Source organism: Bifidobacterium sp. ESL0819 (assembly GCF_052606245.1).
In genome coordinates this window covers 1,453,671-1,471,693 of sequence record NZ_CP199587.1, presented here as the reverse complement: position 1 = coordinate 1,471,693, position 18,023 = coordinate 1,453,671, and the positions used below count along the sequence as shown (strand labels likewise).

At 54.2% G+C, this 18,023-nt stretch carries 14 protein-coding genes and 2 pseudogenes; 6 read left to right on the top strand and 10 right to left on the bottom strand.

All coding sequences use genetic code 11. From position 1 onward, the window contains the following. Positions 1 to 103: 103 nt before the first annotated feature. Together ACUIAD_RS06145 and arfA are read right to left on the bottom strand one after the other, a co-directional pair. A complete protein-coding gene (locus ACUIAD_RS06145) occupies positions 104 to 769 on the bottom strand; it encodes a M23 family metallopeptidase (RefSeq protein ID WP_445343077.1) in 666 nt (221 codons plus the stop codon). Positions 770 to 965: 196 nt separating this feature from the next. After that, on the bottom strand, positions 966 to 2,492 hold the full coding sequence (gene arfA / locus ACUIAD_RS06140) for an arabinosylfuranosidase ArfA (RefSeq protein WP_445343816.1): 1,527 nt from the start codon (positions 2,490 to 2,492) through the stop codon (positions 966 to 968). A 409-nt stretch (positions 2,493 to 2,901) separates the two neighbouring features. Between arfA and ACUIAD_RS06135 the strand changes: the two are divergent. After that, a pseudogene (locus ACUIAD_RS06135) lies at positions 2,902 to 4,066 on the top strand (IS1249 family transposase). 310 nt (positions 4,067 to 4,376) lie between these two features. Here ACUIAD_RS06135 and ACUIAD_RS06130 read toward each other — a convergent pair. From ACUIAD_RS06130 to ACUIAD_RS06105, 6 genes are all read right to left on the bottom strand, one after another. Continuing rightward, positions 4,377 to 5,750, bottom strand: coding sequence for an ABC transporter ATP-binding protein (locus ACUIAD_RS06130; RefSeq protein WP_445343076.1), 1,374 nt, complete (start codon positions 5,748 to 5,750; stop codon positions 4,377 to 4,379). Further along, the gene (locus tag ACUIAD_RS06125; protein ID WP_445343815.1) at positions 5,732 to 6,091 is read right to left on the bottom strand and encodes an ABC transporter transmembrane domain-containing protein; all 360 of its coding nucleotides are present in this window, start codon (positions 6,089 to 6,091) and stop codon (positions 5,732 to 5,734) included. Before ACUIAD_RS06125 ends, ACUIAD_RS06130 begins: the two co-directional genes overlap by 19 nt. 101 nt (positions 6,092 to 6,192) lie before the next feature. Then, the gene (locus tag ACUIAD_RS06120) at positions 6,193 to 7,638 is read right to left on the bottom strand and encodes an FtsX-like permease family protein (RefSeq protein ID WP_045924218.1); all 1,446 of its coding nucleotides are present in this window, start codon (positions 7,636 to 7,638) and stop codon (positions 6,193 to 6,195) included. A gap of 47 nt (positions 7,639 to 7,685) precedes the next feature. Further along, on the bottom strand, positions 7,686 to 8,417 hold the full coding sequence (locus tag ACUIAD_RS06115; RefSeq protein WP_445343075.1) for an ABC transporter ATP-binding protein: 732 nt from the start codon (positions 8,415 to 8,417) through the stop codon (positions 7,686 to 7,688). Then, positions 8,389 to 9,096: a class III lanthionine synthetase LanKC N-terminal domain-containing protein gene (locus ACUIAD_RS06110; protein ID WP_445343074.1), complete on the bottom strand. Its 708-nt coding sequence runs from the start codon at positions 9,094 to 9,096 to the stop codon at positions 8,389 to 8,391. Before ACUIAD_RS06110 ends, ACUIAD_RS06115 begins: the two co-directional genes overlap by 29 nt. A gap of 250 nt (positions 9,097 to 9,346) precedes the next feature. Continuing rightward, positions 9,347 to 11,659, bottom strand: a complete 2,313-nt coding sequence (locus ACUIAD_RS06105; RefSeq protein WP_267431528.1) for a prolyl oligopeptidase family serine peptidase — start codon at positions 11,657 to 11,659, stop codon at positions 9,347 to 9,349. A gap of 423 nt (positions 11,660 to 12,082) precedes the next feature. Here ACUIAD_RS06105 and ACUIAD_RS06100 point away from each other — a divergent pair, with 423 nt between their 5' ends. The 4 genes from ACUIAD_RS06100 (at position 12,083) to ACUIAD_RS06085 (ending at position 15,237) form a co-directional block, all read left to right on the top strand. Then, entirely contained in the window at positions 12,083 to 13,513 is a 1,431-nt protein-coding gene (locus ACUIAD_RS06100; RefSeq protein ID WP_015022037.1) for a ParB/RepB/Spo0J family partition protein, read from the top strand. Between the two features lie 154 nt (positions 13,514 to 13,667). After that, positions 13,668 to 13,931 (top strand): hypothetical protein, encoded by a 264-nt coding sequence (locus ACUIAD_RS06095; RefSeq protein ID WP_141650026.1) that lies wholly within the window; start codon positions 13,668 to 13,670, stop codon positions 13,929 to 13,931. Positions 13,932 to 13,955: 24 nt separating this feature from the next. Beyond that, positions 13,956 to 14,303 (top strand): hypothetical protein, encoded by a 348-nt coding sequence (locus ACUIAD_RS06090; RefSeq protein WP_015022035.1) that lies wholly within the window; start codon positions 13,956 to 13,958, stop codon positions 14,301 to 14,303. Between the two features lie 373 nt (positions 14,304 to 14,676). Continuing rightward, positions 14,677 to 15,237 (top strand): hypothetical protein, encoded by a 561-nt coding sequence (locus ACUIAD_RS06085; protein WP_015022034.1) that lies wholly within the window; start codon positions 14,677 to 14,679, stop codon positions 15,235 to 15,237. A 135-nt stretch (positions 15,238 to 15,372) separates the two neighbouring features. Here ACUIAD_RS06085 and ACUIAD_RS06080 read toward each other — a convergent pair whose 3' ends face one another. Then, on the bottom strand, positions 15,373 to 15,819 hold the full coding sequence (locus ACUIAD_RS06080; protein ID WP_015022033.1) for a hypothetical protein: 447 nt from the start codon (positions 15,817 to 15,819) through the stop codon (positions 15,373 to 15,375). 22 nt (positions 15,820 to 15,841) lie between these two features. Further along, entirely contained in the window at positions 15,842 to 16,354 is a 513-nt protein-coding gene (locus tag ACUIAD_RS06075) for a hypothetical protein (RefSeq protein ID WP_045925197.1), read from the bottom strand. A 316-nt stretch (positions 16,355 to 16,670) separates the two neighbouring features. Between ACUIAD_RS06075 and ACUIAD_RS06070 the strand changes: the two are divergent. Continuing rightward, positions 16,671 to 17,834 (top strand): annotated as a pseudogene (locus ACUIAD_RS06070) (IS1249 family transposase). The last annotated feature ends 189 nt before the right edge of the window (positions 17,835 to 18,023 follow it).

Sequence of the window (18,023 nt, the reverse complement as noted above, 5' to 3'; positions counted from 1 at the left end):
CCCTGCTGAAACGGCGTTATGCTTTACGATTCTAACCGCTCCCCCGGGCCGGCGATATACCTGGTCTGCAGACGCGCGAGTCTCGCAAGCGGACCGCGCGCTCCTATAGAGGCTTGAGACGAATGCGGTGCCGTCCGACTTTAGCGCCTGGATCCAGATAGTGATTGTGACCATCTTTCAGCCCCCAGTGCAGACAATCTTGATCACAGTGATCAGAGACCCCATCTACTTCTCCCCAGACTGTGCCGGCCTGCAGCCGGGTTCCCTCCGGCAATGAACTCTTCGCTGGCTCATAGGTGGAGGTCAATTTGCCGTGACGAATGGAGACCACGTCCTTGCCTGCTACAGAACCGACAAAAGTGATGACACCGTCTGCCGGGGCCCGGATGTGCCTGCCTTGTTGCACTGCCAGATCGATCCCGCGATGACCGCTCAGCCATGGATGATCCGGAGGATCGAAGGGACGCATAATCGCTGGAGCGGCCTTATCACCAGGCAAAGGTTCAAGGGGCCACAGCCAGCCCCGGCGACAGGCTGAGGTCGATGAGGTAACTCGACCGTTCTGCGCCGGAGCTGCAGCCGAAGGCAGGGTCGGCGCAGGCTGAGACGCGACGGTTGCCGTAGGCCCCGCGGTCGACAGGACCAGTGCCAGCGTCAACACCAGCAGCGTCCTGGGGAACCAAGGGGGCCGACAGCCGGGAGGCATGATGGGCATCCGGCCGGTAACTCGCCCAATACCCTTGTTCTTATGGTCACGCGCACAGGCCATAGTCGCACCTTCATTCCGTCATCGTGGGTACCCGATTGGGCGCCCACCATCATGATGGACTGGATACCAAAGCTGCTTGAGCCGGAAGGAAGTATGTGGTCGAATATGTAATCGTCCACACCCGGATTGACCGCAGAGAAACCATACTTGAAAATCCTGGAAAGGTGTTTTTATCCAAGATGACTTCATTGACCCCTTAAGCCAGATGAATGACCGTCCAGGAGATGGGAGGCAGTTGAAGGTTTATGGCGTCCTCATCCATCCTGAAGTCTTGCCTGGCGTGCATGACGACCCGCTCCTGATGTTCAAGGGTGTTGCGAGCCGAGGGGTCATCCTCGTGCAGGGTGCTGACCGTCGTCTTCCGATGTCGATCCTGTTCAGGCAGCGCGATTCTACAATCAACGGAACGCTCAAGACTACGGTTGACCGCAAATATGCTTAGGGAACCGTCGGTACCTCTGACGGCCACAGAGTCAGTCATGGGCACCTGGCCATAGCGGGAGGTCTCATAGGTGTCGCCGCTTTGCAGGCTCTTGAGTACACGGGCACCCCGCGCATAACGGGCAGTCAGGGCGAAGGGATAGAAAATGGTCTGCCTCCAGGCCGGGCCGCCGGGCTCGGTCATGATGGGGGCAATGACGTTGACCAGCTGGGCCAGGCTGGCCGCATGAACGACGTCAGCATGCCTGAGCAATGTGATCAGCAGGTCACCCACCACCACGGCATCTGCCGCCGAATAGACATCCTCCAAAAGCGGCGCGCCAAGAGGCCAATTGCCGATGCCTTCCGGCGATTTGCTGGCCTGAGCATCCTGGTACCAGACATTCCACTCATCGAAGGAGATGAAAACCTGATGATCACTGCCCAGCCGGGCACGCGAGGCGGCGATGATGGCCGCCACATCGGTAATGAAACTGTCCATGTCCACGCCGGAAGCCAGAAAGCTGGCCATGTCTCCATCCCTGGGCGCGTAATAGGCATGGCATGAGAGGAAGTTCACATTTTCGAAGCAGCGATCCAGGACGGTACGCTCCCAGAGACCGAAAGTGGGCATGGTGTGCGAAGAAGATCCACATACAACCAAATCCAGTTCCGGATCGATCATCCGCATGGCCACAGCCGTCCGGTTGGCTAGATCGGCGTATTCCTGTACACTCTTGTGGCCGATCTGCCAGTCGCCGTCCATTTCGTTGCCCAGGCACCACATTTTGATGCCGAAGGGGCGACCATGGCCATTGGCACGCCGCCGTTCCGACAACTCGGTACCAGATGGCACATTGCAGTATTCGAGCAGATCCAAGGCCTCCTGCATGCCCCTGGTGCCTAGGTTGACGGCTTCCATGAGCTCGTTGCCACCCAGCTTATCCAGCCAGTCGCTCATCTCATGCAGGCCGAACTCGTTGCTTTCGCTAGAGTGCCAGGCCAGGTCGAGGCGACGAGGACGGCTTTCGCGCGGACCCACGCCATCTTCCCAGCGATAGCCTGAGACGAAGTTGCCGCCCGGATACCGGATGGTGGTCACGCCCAATTCCTTGACCAAATTCATGACGTCACCGCGAAAACCCTGCCCGTCTGCTGTCGGATGACCCGGCTCATAGATGCCCGAATAGATGCCCCGACCCAGGTGCTCCACGAAAGATCCAAAGAGCCTATCGTCGATGGGCGTGGACTCCTGCTCCTCATCCACCTTGAACTGTGCCCTGCTCCTGTGAGTTTGTTGCACTTGCGTCACTGTCTGACTCCCTCGTTCTGACTTTGTCGTCCATGCTTCTCATTCATATTGGAACTATGGATCATCTGAATGGTACAACGTTGTGTGTTCTGCAAAGCACTCGGCTGCAGCTTCGCACAATCTCGAAAATGGACCGCCTGGTGTTAAACGAAAGGCTACCTAATCATTCATCTTGAACAGCAATTCGACCAAATGATCATTCTGATATTTGTGCATACAACAACCTAGAGCACCTAGGGCAATGGGGGCTTTACATTCGTCAGATTGGGGCTATAGGAACTAAACGCGTTGTTTATGTTGGGGGTTTGGCCTTGTGGCTGTAAGCGTGTTGGGTGGTTGTTAATAGGTCGGGTTGTTAATAGGGGTCTTGCAGGGGTGCCCGTTCCTGTTCGATTGGGGAATGAGAACCAGATCGAAGAGGGCCAGGCATTGCCCCATATGCCATGGGCGGATGCGCAAGCATGGGCGCAACAGATCAGGCACGCAGCGCTGGATGTGTCCGTCCTGCTCGATCGCGTCCACCGCGCGCAGGCAGGACCGGGCCCGCGCCGCGCAGTTGAGGGAGTTCCTGGACCGGCTGCTGACGGGCAGGACCCAGGAACAGATGGGGGCCATGGGCGCCAGGGCCTGGCGTAAACGGGTCGGCTGGTGCTGGAACATCAAGCCGGCAATCACACCGGACGGGGTGGTCCATCACACGCTCATGGCCGACGGCACGTATATGGCACACGGCTGGTGCCTCCTGATAGCGATCGACGGGCAGACGGGCCAGGTCATCGACCGGCAGTGGTGCCATCAGGAGAACACGGCGGCCTACACGGCCCTGTCCTCCCGCATCCCCGGGCCCGACGTGCTCATCACCGACGGCCTTCGCGGCGTGCAGAAAGCCTGCCATGCCTTGCTGGCCGGGCACGCGCATCCAACGCCGCCTGGTGCACGTGCAACGCAACACCAAAACCGACCTGACACTCAAACCACGACTTCAGGCCGGCAAGGAACTCAAGCGACTCTCCGACCAGCTCACCCGGGTCCATACCATCGAGGAAGCGGTGCGTTGGGGTGAGGCCTTGAACGCCTGGCACGAAAGATGGAAAACCCTCATCGACGAACGCACCATGGCCAAGGACGACCCAGCCAACCCCAAAGCCAGCCACCAATCCTGGTGGTGGACCCACCAGGAACTCCGCCGCTGCTACCGCAGGCTCGAACACCTCTTCCAAGACAGGCAGCTCTTCGCCTTCCCGGAACCCGAACTCACCGCCGGCGGGCCAGTGGAACGCACCACCAACCGGCTGGAAGGAGGAGTCAACCCACCCATCAAACGCACCCTCCTGCAACACCACGGCCTACCCGAGAGCCACATGAGACGCGCCTGCGAATGGCACTGCTACATGAAAACCGACAACCCCGACCCCGCCAGCCTGATCAGGGACGAACACCACCAGCCACAACCAGCACCCAAACGGGAAACCAGACAGGAACAGGACGAGCCCGAACACTACGGCACCGCCATCAACTGGAACGAGTTCCACACACCAGTCAGATACCCCAACACCACACTCTGACCAACACACAACCAAACCCACACACAGAACCTAAAACAACGCGTTTAGTTCCTATAGCCCCTGATGCCGGAGAGACCGTTCTGTATCAGCATAGCGGCCAGACTGGCCGAGCTCTGATAAGGATGCGAAGGGTAAGGAATACGAGCGGTGTCCATCTCAGTTACACCCCTTTAGATAAAGAAAATGCCGCCCTAGTGTGCACATCATATAAATATGATAGAGGCAGTGGCGGCTTCTAACATCATTAAATATACCGTTATGAGATTAGTGTATCTACATTTAAATACAAGAATTCACAAAGTCATCACATTTAATTGTCTGTGGTTTGCTGGCTAATGGTCGGCATCTGTAGTAGTTCCCTATAAGCTGGGCTGGAAATCTTAAGTTCGTCATGCGTGCCGCATGCGACGATTTTGCCCTTTTCCATGACCAGTATTTGATCACCTGGCTCAATTGTTGACATTCTGTGAACTACTTCAATGACGGTTTGTTCGGAGAATATCTCGCGTAGTAGAGCATTTATCTTCTGTTGGTTGATTGAGTCGAGGCTTGACGTAGGCTCGTCTAAGAGAATGACAGGTTTTCTGTGCAGCAAAATCCTGGCGATGGAAAGTCTCTGACGTTCTCCGCCGCTCAGGAAGTGGCCTTGTTCACCGACCTGCGTATTTAACTCTTGTTCGAGATTCCTAACTTTTGTATCAAGATTGACGAGCTTGAGCGCATTCCAACATGTCTCATCGCTTGCTTCGATGGTTCCCATCGTTAGATTATCTCGAATACTACCGGAGAATATAGGAGCATCTTGTTCAATATAGCTAACTACTTTCCTGATATCGTTGGCATTTAAATCAGTTGAGTCAACATTGTTGTATAGGATATGCCCCGAATCCGGCCTATAAAAAGCCTCCAATAGGGAAAGCAGCGTAGTTTTACCTGAACCCGACGAGCCCACGATGACGGTTCTTTGGTGTGGGACTGCGCTAAAACTAATGTTCTGCAGAGTGGTATTTCGTTCATCATCTTTGTCCGCTGTATTGTAAGAAAAGCATACATCTTTGAACTCCAGCGTAATGTTGGCTGTATCAAACGAGGAATGCCCATCTGGGGAAAGCATATTGCTCGAACTTACGGTTTCGCTTTTATCGCGCAAAGATTCAATGTCTTCTATTCTCCTGAGTGGTCCTAAAGCTTTGAAAGCCGTGGTTATAGATGAGGAAAAGGAGCTTAGCGAAGAAACAACCATAGTCAAATACATTGAAAAGGAGATGAAATTAGAAATATCAAGATCCCCTTTCGCTATTTCCGCGCCGCCAAAGGAAAAAACGATTAGTAAGGTCAGCTGTATGGCGCAGTTCACAATGGACCGAATGATTGTTTCCTTGTTGGCCACTTTTACTGTTGCCCGATACACTTCTTCTGCGGTACCGACTACTCTTTTCGTTTCAGGCACTGTTGCCATAAAGGCCTTAATTGTGCGAATTCCAGCTAATGATCGCAGTATGGCATTAGACAGTCTTGCTGTCTTAGCTTGTACCAGTTCGGTATAGGCCTGCAGACGAGAAGAAGCAGCAATCATCAACAGAATGGATGTGCACGAAGTTATAAGTGCCACGGCAAAGAGTCTGGTATCAATGAACAGCATAGCGACAGCTGATCCGCAAGCTGTTAACAGATTCGCGGCCACTTTAAAGAAAAGAAGTCTGATGACAGGGCTGAGCGTAACTCATTAGTATCTGAGATGACAGTTGAGACATAGTCACCCGACTCCCTCTTATCATACTCTTGTACCGGCAGGCCGAGGATACAGGTAATGAGATTGCTACGTTTATCGAAAACTATTTTCGCCGCAAGGCGGTTTGCCATATTGGATCCCAAACCATCCAGGACGATGCCTGCTACAAACAAAAGCGCCAAGACTGCAATTGGTCTCACCAACTTCTGACTCTGTTCTATGGCGTGTAGAAGATAATTGACACACAGAGGTTGTAGTAACGCCAGACCTGAAGACACTATACCCACAGACATCACAACAACAGTGATAGCTGTGTGCGGTTTCAATAGTCTGAATACATTAAAAATTGTGGTTTTTTGACGTTGCTGAGTTTGCATAGTTGACATGATTTCCGCTATTCGCCTATGGCTGTTTGGACGGTTTCAATTGCCGATCGCTTCAAACTAGAACGTGCAGAGAAAAATGTGGAAAGTGTTCCCGCGGCGATAATGGGCACAGCAAGGATAATGAAGAACTTCCAGGGGAAGACCACTACAAAGAGATTCTTGGAAAGAGGGAGGAATGTCACAGCGGTGAAAACTCCGACGAGCAAGGTGGCCCCCGCAGAGATAAGGATACCGGTGGTCACGAGGATGAAACCATCCAAGGCCGATATGGCAAGTAGCTGTCCGGGCACAGCGCCCGCGATGGAGATAAGGGCCAGATCAAGGTTGCGTTCCTTGGCAGAGATGGCGAAACTGGCGACCGCACCGATTACAGCAATGAGCAAGGCCGACCACAGGCTGGACATAAGCTCTATCGGTGTGGCTGATCCCATGTCTTTCAACTGGGGAAAGCCACTTATGGCAGCAGTACTGGTTTGACCTGTGATTAACAATCCACCGAGCAGGAACAGGCAAGCAGTCAGTGAGATGATGGTGGAGCCGAATGCCTTCCCGCGACTTCTCACAATGGCTTGTGCCCGTGCGATCTTCCAGACATCGGATTGCACAGGAACCAGATTCGTCCATGTTTTGGTGGCCCATTGGATGATGGGTCCTCCAGAATAGGCCAGAGCGACCAGAAACAGCAGTATCGCGATGATCGGGCCTAATGACATGGGTTGCATGATGATGCCCAATTGGGTCTTACTCAGAGTTTTGGGGTCGTTCAACACCAGGATGACGGCAGCGACAGCCGGTGCCAGCAGGGCGATGAAACCACCGATAATAAGGAATCTCCTCAGACCGCGCCCAGCTCTCGTGACGTGGACTTCCTCAGTTCCTGAACCTCTCAGCAGCTCAACCGGAAGCACTTTCCTCAAAGCACGCAGAGTAAAGAGAGCACCCAACAAAGCCACAATGAAACCGACTGCAAGCCCCCTCAAAGCAAAGTCTAAGAAACCCTGCCAAGTAAAAGTGATAAGCGGCGGTAACAGCACGGCCTCCAACTGGAACTTTAGAATCCGTGGGGCAAGAATTGGCGCCAGCGCCATACCAACGATGGAGGAGATCAGAGTCAGCACGAACACCTGCACCATGGTGAGGGTCAGCACCTGCCTAGGTGTGGCACCAAGCAGGGACAACAATGCAAGTCCCTTCCGCCGCTGCCTTATGGAAGCCTGAATCGTCACCATAATGACCAGGCAACCCAGGACCATTGCTATCTGGTAGACCGAGTCCACGTTAGTGCTGAGATGGTGAGATACCACACCCACTTCCCCCGGGGAATCATGTTTGAGATCATTGATTCCCTTGCATACACTCATGGCGCACAGAATCGTCTGCGTGACCACAAGCACAAGAAACACACCGGCCCAGATTCCTCTATTGGCTTTCAGATCATTCAACGCCCACTTCATGACTTACACCTTTCACGCCGCATCGCCATACAGAATCAGGGCAATAACTACGCTTGCTCTTCCACATTCCCTGATGCGACAAATCCGCCATCACTCATGGTGTATACGACGTCGCATTGCCGGGCCAGGCGGAGATCGTGTGTGACCACGACCACGCATTTACCGGGTCGATGGGAGAAGTCCCGCAACTGCGAGAAAACCAACTGTCCGGACTTCTGGTCAAGAGCACCTGTCGGCTCATCGGCGAACACAACATCGGGATCCGCGACCAAGGTGCGAATCAAGGATACCCGCTGCTGCTCACCACCTGAGAGCGAACTAGCTGCGTCATTGTCGTGCCCGCTCAAGTGGAACTTATCCATGAGGGCATCGATGCTTCCTTGATCGACCTTGCGATGGCTGAGAGTCAAGGGGAGCAGGATATTGTCACGAACGGTCATGGACGGGACAAGATTGTAGGACTGAAACACAAACCCGATATGCGATCTGCGAAACAAAGCCAAGTTACGCTGGTTCTTCTTAGTTAGTTCCTCACCCAGCACCCACACATTTCCTTGAGATGGCTGTTCAAGACCAGAAAGGCAATATAGCAAGGTGCTCTTACCACATCCAGAGGGCCCTGTAATTGCGGTCATGGCACCACCAGCAGCAACAAAAGAAAGATCATTGAACACCACAGTGGGAGTCCCGTCACCCGAGACGAAATTCTTACTTAGCTGTTCAGCTACTACCACACCATCACGCATAATATTAACCTTCATGTAAAATGACTTGTTCATCGTCTCTGTTTCGTGCGGAATATACTCCTCCGGCATTAGAAAAATGTACGGCCTTCAAATCCACGTAATTATCAAGTTCTGTAGATAGATTTTTGTTATAGGCCTCATAAGCCTCATTAACAACCGGTGGGATTGGGACACCATGTGGAATGATTGGGCGAACCCCCCGTATGTCCTCTTTCAACACTCCGTCAGCGTCGGGAATGAGACTTATCTTCTCACCTTCCGCATCGGACATTTCTATTGAAACAAACGCCCCATATCTGAAAAAGATAGGTCCGTTATTGTACCTTAAATCACTGAGGATATAAGGTCCTGGTTCACCGCCTATTGCTTCCTCTAGTTTGAGGGTTAATCTTTCAAGATGCTCATCAGAAAAGGGATATATGGTTATGAATTTTCCACTAGAGCTGCGTCCTGCATATTTGGTATTGGAGGATCGGTACTGTTGTTTATCCCTGAGATATTTGAACATAACATGCTCTGAAATACAGATTTTAGAAACTTTTTCTAAAACTGATTGTGCATTGTCAAGGGAAGCCGTCACATGAATTTTCCATCCGTGGGTCCTCATTATGCAAGCAGTCGGCTGCATATATGTCCATACTACGGATTTATTTGAAGCCCATCCTATCGGACAGTCAGGTTCAGGATCCCATGACTCTTCGGCATGTGCCATGAGACTACGGCTATCGACAAAGAAAGGAGATCCTGGGTGCGTCGCCCGCATGTATACAGCTTCCCCAATCATTGCGTCTCCCATCGTTGCGGACTATGCTTTGTAGTAATATTATCAGAACCCGGTTCAGTGTCAACTTCTGTTTTAACTCGCTTCTTGAATATTAATAACTTGCTCATTGCCTTTGATAGCTAAGTACCCATACGTCGCCTTTTAAGATGGCAACTTTCCTTTGAGTAGAGATGGACCTTCAATTGCTGCATCCAATGATGTCAAGACACCAAGCCGTTTGCATAGCAAACTTTTCCCAGCGTCTATACTTACCTGATCCTCCCCCGTGGCTTCCATTCTGAATGATATTAACGACTGCGTCTGCACCGATTTCCTGGAGCAGTGACACCCACTTCAGAGATTCTCTATAGGAGACCCGAGCATCTTGCTTTGCGGCTATTGCTAAAACTGAAGGGAATCTCCATTCTTGCACGGATTCACCACTCCCCTTCCCTTTCTGCTTTCCGTGAGAAGGAAGGTTTTCACAAGGTGAATATGACCTGATATAATCGAAAACCTTTTGGCTTTCCAACGGATTTCCCCATTCGTCCCATTCCGCCACAGTCAGAGGAGAAGATGGGTTAAGAAGCGTTGTTAACGGATCAACAAAAGGACTGTCCGCAATAACACCCGCATAACAATCTGGTGCCATCGAAACTGCGGATGCCACAAGTAATCCGCCGGCAGAATTACCATAAGCCACGGTTCTTTCAGGCTTCGCACAGCCGGCATCTTGTAAAGCTTGGGTTGAATCTATAAAGTCCTCAAATGATGTTCTTTTATGAAGCTTCCGACCCTGTTCATGCCAGGTATATCCTAGTTCCCCCCCACCGCGGACATGAACCACTGCATATAATATTCCACGGTCAAGTAAACTTAGTCGCTCCATTGAGAAGTCTGGATCAGTGCTGACTCCATAAGCACCGTAACCTGTTATATACATAGGCCGATTCTGTGGAAGACCGGTAAATGCTGAATGCAGTTGTCTCTCGCGATATATATTTTGCTGCAGTTCTTTTTTCCAAATCAGTGATACTGGAATCTTCTCACCGTCTCTTGACGGTAGCCAGATCCGCTGTTCGGCATATAGGCTGCTATCAAAATCCTCAAAACCTGCATATCCCCCTACAAAGTTGTCATCGCCAGTCAATGGATTCACTTCACGAATTTCTGTGGGAGATGTATAACTGAAAATTGAGTAACGCATATTCGGGGAATCATATGACAAGTTCCCTGAGCTAACGATGGAATAAATCTTACTATCACCTACAGAATCCACCCTGTTATTGGTGAGTGGCTTCACCTCATTAAGATTCAAAGGACGATTGAACTCAGTAGATTCCTTAACTGAAGCTTTATCAACAAAAGCAATACGAGGCAGCCCATCTGAACGGTAGCTTAATGAAATGAAGTTGCGGCGAACACAGACGGAAAAAATGTTCAAACCTCGCACTTGCTGGAAAATTCGAGGATTTGGAAGGGTGCGCTGGCGCTTTCCTGCCAAGATAGATTTACTGTCTTTTCGCGCTATCTCAGTATCGTCTACCGGGCAAGATTCTCCCATAGCGATACATGTTCCCTCACCGATATAGAAGGGCGGCTCGTGCAAACGCATATCGATTATATCGACTTCAAAGTTCGGTGTTCTGCCATTATGTCGGATCACGGCAATTGGTATATCGTCTTCTTCGTCTTCCTCAGCTTCAAAAAAACCGAACTGCACGGAATACTTAATACTATTGTGTCTTTTTATAAAAGATATGAATTCGCCTGTTGGGTTTGCCGCCGGCAAGATTAAAACTTCTTTGCTTGTTGGAGAGGCCGATGTAATGACGATGTATTGGTTATCATTACTAATCGTGACAGTTACGCGGAATTTTTCGTCATTTTCTCTAAACACTTCAACATCTTCTTGAATACTCGATCCAATGTGATGTCGTTTCACTGCGAATGGTCTCATCTGATTATCAAGTACCAGATAGAACACCCATTGCCCATCGGGACTTAAACATGCCCCGCCGGTATCGGGAATAACATCCGATAGCGGCTTGGATTGCGTGATTCGACGAAGATGAACAGTATATCTTTCATTGCCTTTAGTATCCGTGCTGTAAAGCAGAAGTTTGCCGTCATTGCTGATAGACAAATCTTGCAAATGGAAATATTTCGAACTGCCGATTTCAGCATTGGCATCGAATACAACCTCTTCACCCTTTACATCACTCTGATTAGCGACTGCAATAACGTCGGGAGGATTCCAATCATCATCAGCGATAACCGGCAAACGGTACTGTACATCATAAGGCTTTCCTACAAAGTTCCGTGAGAAATACCAGAAGTTGCCCAATCTAACAGCAGGAGAAACAAACTCCTCCTTTTTGCGGTTTTGCTGTTCCAGGAATAGCTCTCTCTGAAGATCTTGAAGGTGCTCCATCCTTTTTTCAAATCTAACATTCTGAAGCAGGAGACATTCGGTGTCTCTTTCATTATTTCTCTGCGTTGCCTGATTCATACTTAATAAGTCCTTTTAAAATGACCATGAGATGCATGATTCCACGGCCTTTGCCCATCAGTTAGCTAATGCACCTACGTTGATAATTATAGGCAAGCATCTACTGTCGCTATTGTCAAGCTTTACAGTCATCGGCTGTTGCCGATGGCTGGTTGCCGCTGTCGCACGCCTGTGGCGTGCTGCTGGAGGGGTGTGAACGTGGGGGTTTGTGCCGCCCCCTTCCATTCTGGCCCAGGATCGCTACGAGTCAAACCCCGAGCGTCTCCGCCCACACCCCGCTCCGGCCGAGGGGGCCGAACAGCATGCCCCCTCGGCCTCCGGGGGAGTGTTCGGATCCACGCGGGGGCTTGACTCTCCGCTCAACCTGGGCCGCCATTCCAGGCGTCGGCACAAACAGTCCCGGCACCAAGGAAAGGAACACCCATGAACACCACAACCACAGTGACCATGCTGCCCATCGACGCCATCAGGCCCAACGACGCCAACCCCCGAAGCGAGATAGGAGACGTGTCGGAGCTGGCCATGAGCATCGCGTCCCAAGGCATACAGCAGGCCCTGGTCGTCACACCGGCGAACCAGGAGGGGCGGCACACCCTGGTCATCGGACACCGGCGGCTGGCGGCCGCCGAGCAGGCCGGCCTTGCAACCGTGCCCTGTATCATCACCGACATGGACGAGCAGACCCAGGCGGAGGTGATGCTGGTAGAGAACATACACCGTGACCAGCTCACCGCCCTGGACGAGGCACGCGGATACGCCCACCTCCTGGACCTTGGCGAAGACGTGGACCAGATGGCCAAAGCCACTGGCCGCAGCCGCAGCACCGTGCAGCGACGGCTCAAAATATCGTCCATCGACGACGAGAAAATACTCGCGCTGCCATCCCAGCTGAGCTTCGAGGAATTGGAGACGATAGCCGACTTCCGCGACGACGAAGGCCTGCAAGACCAGCTCATCAAAGCCGCAGGCACCAACAACTGGAACATGACACTGCACCAGGTCCAGGCCAAACGGTCGCTGGACAAGTGGATCGAACAGGCCCAGGAAGCCATCAAGCAGGCCGGGCTGCCCATCGTGCCGCTGACACCATCACAATCCTGGTCTGACCCGGAAGGTTGGCGCACCATCGCCCGATTCTCCCCGGATACCGACCCCGACCCCAAGCAGGCCCTCGACACATGGCTGGAGGAATGGGAAGGCGACAAACCCACGGCCGCCGGACTGCTCGACCGTGGCGGACAGTGGCGCGTCAAAATCACCCTGCTGGAGCCATACACCCAACAGGACCAGGAGGACGAACGCCGGCAAAGAGAGGATGACCTGGCCAGGTGGCAAGCCGAACAAGAAGCCGAAATCGCACCGGCCAAGCAACTGGACACGGCAAGCCACGACCTGCGGCTGGCCTACACGCAACGGCTCATGTCCCTCAAACGCCCCGCCAAAAACCAGTCCCAGGCCCTGTCCATGCTGGTCATCGCCCAAGCGAGCCAACGCACCTGGTGGGTCAGCCGGGACCAGGTGCGGGACACATGGCGCGCCATCGTCCAGGACCAGGAAGCCGAGCTGGCGCAAAAGGCCGACCTTGACGAGAGTCGCCGCACCCAGACGGCCTTCGCCCTGTGCCACGCCATCATGGAGACACAGATCAACCACGAGACCTGGCGCAGCCAAGACGACATAGACGGCCTGCTCAAACCCCTCTACCGTGCCCTCCAAACCGCAGGCTACGCCATCAGCGACGAAGAGCAATCCGGTCTCGACGGCGACCTGGTGCCCCGACCTGAAGAGGAAGACAACGAAGGGAACGAAGATGAAACAGACGACGGCGACCAGGAGGAGGACACCAAAGAGTGAATGAACCCCGCAGCCGGCGGCGGCGCAGCGATGCCTCGCGCCACCCCACGGGGTGGAATCGGCATCGTCGAACGCCCCGCGTTCGGACAGCCAGACCGCAACGCGAGGAACGCACGACTGGTTTGTATGTGCAATTTGTACTACACTCATGGTCATGGAGATCGAGATAGAGCAATCAGCCCGCAAGCACGGCTGCGCCGACGACGAAATCAGGCACGCGGTCCTCCACTCCATAGGCCACGAACAAATCGAGGGCTACGGCGACGAGATGACGGTGGTCTTCGTCGGCCAGCCACACCCCGGGGCCCTACCCGACAACCTGCTCGAAGTCATCGTCAGCAAATGGCAGGACGGCCAGCTCCACGCCTTCCACGCCATGCCGCTGACCAGCCGGTGGCAACATCTCAGATACCAATAGACACAACCAACAAGGAGCCAGACCATGACCAACACACAGACACCCGCCGACAGGGCAGCACACGCCGAAGCACTCGACCGCATGGCCGACGCCGGCCAATTCACACCCATCGAAGGCACCCGGGTATACCGGGGCTACGACGCCGGCCCCCTGACCGACGACGACCTGCTCTCCATCTTCGCCGGCCGCCCCCGCGACGAACTCAAACAACCCACCAGCAAAACCTGGCAGGTACGCACCACCCCGGCCCTGGACCAATGGGCCGAAGCCGCCGTCAAAACAGAAGGCACCAACCTATCGGCACTGATCCGCCAAGCCACCGCCGAATACCTGGCACACCACTACCCAGGACTCCGAAGCCAGATGGCCTGACCCATCAGGGCAACATCATCAAGGGACCCCTCAACGGGGTCCCTTTTTCCATGCTCGGCTCGGCCGGGGTTGTGGTCATCGGCGGCTGCGCCTTGATGTCTGGCCGCCGCTGTCGCACGCCTGCGGCGTGCTGCTGAAGGGGTTGGGAATGTGGTGTTTGTGCCGCCCCCTTCCATTCTGGCCCGGGCCGCTGCGACTCAAGCCCCGAGCGTCTCCGCCCACACCCCGCTCCGGCCGAGGGGGCCGAACAGCATGCCCCCTCGGCCTCCGGGGGAGTGTTCGGATCCACGCGGGGGCTTGACTCTCCGCTCAACCTGGGCCGCCATTCCAGGCGTCGGCACAAACAGTCCCGGCACCAAGGAAAGGAACACCCATGAACACCACAACCAGCCTCCAGGACGACGTCAAGCAACTGAGCCAGGACCCCCAACTCATGCTCACCGCAGGCCGACAGGCCCTCGACAGCATCATGCGCATACTCGACGGCACCCACCAGCCCGAAGCCATAGGACACGACCGGCTCACCCGCATGGCCGCGCTGATAGAAACCTCACTGCCGCACCGCGACGCGCTCCTGGTCGCCGCCATCAACCCCGACACCACCCGAGACGACCTGACCACCATCACCGAACAACCCCACGACCCCGCCGCCGTCAAACTCATCTTCACCAGCCTCACCACCTGCTTCGAAGGCCGGACCCCCGTCAACCAGGAACGCGCCGACAGAGCCTACAACCTCTTCGACCAGCTCACCGCCGCCGTCGGCCCCACCCCACACCTCAGCGCCTCCAGAGCCTACCTGGCCTGGGCCGCCCGCGACCCCGACCAAGCCAGCTCATACATGGTCCAAGCCCTCACCCTCGACCGAACCAACAACCTCGCAGCGCTCATCGCCCTGGCCCTCAGTAAGAACATCAACCCCACCGACGACTAACACCACACACAACCAAACCGAAGAGGTCTCCTCCCAAACCAAGGAGGAGACCTCTCCGCGTCCGATGCGTTTCTCCCGCCCCATAAAAGGGGCACTCGAATCCGCTTCATTCCCTAGGAATGATCGTTGTTTAGATTAATCATGCTTGTCTGCAGCATCAACGGCATGAATGACGAGTAGGGAGATGAGAATGGTGAGAACCTCAGTTATCAAAGATGAGAGCGCCATGGCTTCCCACCTGCTGAAGGCCAAGGCCATCAACCCCATGAGAAACACAAAACTCACAACTTCGCTAACAAGCTTCTTCAAGACCTTGTGACTGCTCATGCTAAACAACACATCCACCAACGCATCAGTTATGTAGGTACCAAAGAACCACAACAGAAAGATAACGATGGTACCCAAAACCCCACGCCACCCATGCACCCAGGAACGAACGCCACCGAAAGGGAGCAAGCGATAAGTGACACCAATGCCGACCGCAAAAGGAAAGACAAAACCCAACAACACAGTTCCGAAAAAACCAACACCGGTAATCGCATCCGAAACCGTTACATGGTCTGATCGTCCACGGTCACTCATCGCTCACCCCTCTCTCCATGAATCAGAGGAACAAATCAACCCATGTCGCCGTGTATTCAGCAATATCGTAAGGGATGCCCAGCTGCATCAAACCTGAGACGATAGCGGCATGAGTCCAGACGCCGGTGGCTTCCAGGAAGTCTGCAATCCGACCGGCCCACGGAGCAATCTTGGCAGGAAGCTTGGAACCTCCCCAGCGCAGAAGCTTAATGACAGCTTTCTTGGCGATCGTCGTAGCCCAATTCCTCGATTGGAAGCCATTACCGGCAGTGCCATCATGCATCGAGAATGCATACTCGGTCAGGATGCCAGCACCTTCATAATCACCGTTTTCCCATGCGGTATCCGCTATCTCCAGCACATCCCTCGGAGTCAGCGAATCGGTGACTTGACTCACGATAGATGTCGAAGCGGTATCCACAGGCTCTGCAGCCATCGCCTGACTGGGAACCATGGCGACTCCCATAGACAGCGCAAGTGGAACAGCAACGCTGGCGAGCAACCTACTTTTGATAGTGTTCAGAGCTTTCATCATAAGCCCCTTTCCGTTTGTTGAGTCAATTCATCCTTGATAACCAATAACGAAGTCAGCGGTGTCAGCCATGGCACCTCTGACAACCCAGCTAAAACTGGAATACTGCACTGATAGATAGGCCTAACTATCATTCTTGAGTTATTACATCAACGGTGACAGTAGCACCACCGTTACACCATTATAGGGCTATAGGAACTAAACGCGTTGTTTATGTTGGGGGTTTGGCCTTGTGGCTGTAAGCGTGTTGGGTGGTTGTTAATAGGTCGGGTTGTTAATAGGGGTCTTGCAGGGGTGCCCGTTCCTGTTCGATTGGGGAATGAGAACCAGATCGAAGAGGGCCAGGCATTGCCCCATATGCCATGGGCGGATGCGCAAGCATGGGCGCAACAGATCAGGCACGCAGCGCTGGATGTGTCCGTCCTGCTCGATCGCGTCCACCGCGCGCAGGCAGGACCGGGCCCGCGCCGCGCAGTTGAGGGAGTTCCTGACCGGCTGCTGACGGGCAGGACCCAGGAACAGATGGGGGCCATGGGCGCCAGGGCCTGGCGTAAACGGGTCGGCTGGTGCTGGAACATCAAGCCGGCAATCACACCGGACGGGGTGGTCCATCACACGCTCATGGCCGACGGCACGTATATGGCACACGGCTGGTGCCTCCTGATAGCGATCGACGGGCAGACGGGCCAGGTCATCGACCGGCAGTGGTGCCATCAGGAGAACACGGCGGCCTACACGGCCCTGTCCTCCCGCATCCCCGGGCCCGACGTGCTCATCACCGACGGCCTTCGCGGCGTGCAGAAAGCCTGCCATGCCTTGCTGGCCGGGCACGCGCATCCAACGCCGCCTGGTGCACGTGCAACGCAACACCAAAACCGACCTGACACTCAAACCACGACTTCAGGCCGGCAAGGAACTCAAGCGACTCTCCGACCAGCTCACCCGGGTCCATACCATCGAGGAAGCGGTGCGTTGGGGTGAGGCCTTGAACGCCTGGCACGAAAGATGGAAAACCCTCATCGACGAACGCACCATGGCCAAGGACGACCCAGCCAACCCCAAAGCCAGCCACCAATCCTGGTGGTGGACCCACCAGGAACTCCGCCGCTGCTACCGCAGGCTCGAACACCTCTTCCAAGACAGGCAGCTCTTCGCCTTCCCGGAACCCGAACTCACCGCCGGCGGGCCAGTGGAACGCACCACCAACCGGCTGGAAGGAGGAGTCAACCCACCCATCAAACGCACCCTCCTGCAACACCACGGCCTACCCGAGAGCCACATGAGACGCGCCTGCGAATGGCACTGCTACATGAAAACCGACAACCCCGACCCCGCCAGCCTGATCAGGGACGAACACCACCAGCCACAACCAGCACCCAAACGGGAAACCAGACAGGAACAGGACGAGCCCGAACACTACGGCACCGCCATCAACTGGAACGAGTTCCACACACCAGTCAGATACCCCAACACCACACTCTGACCAACACACAACCAAACCCACACACAGAACCTAAAACAACGCGTTTAGTTCCTATAGGCCCCTTAGCGCATACGAATCGTATTTTACAATAATTTTTGACTTATTGCATCTTTTTGTCAATAATTTATGGAAGACTTTTAACCGTCACGCAAGCAATACTTGTATTGCGTCTCAGTGTAAAGTTCGCTG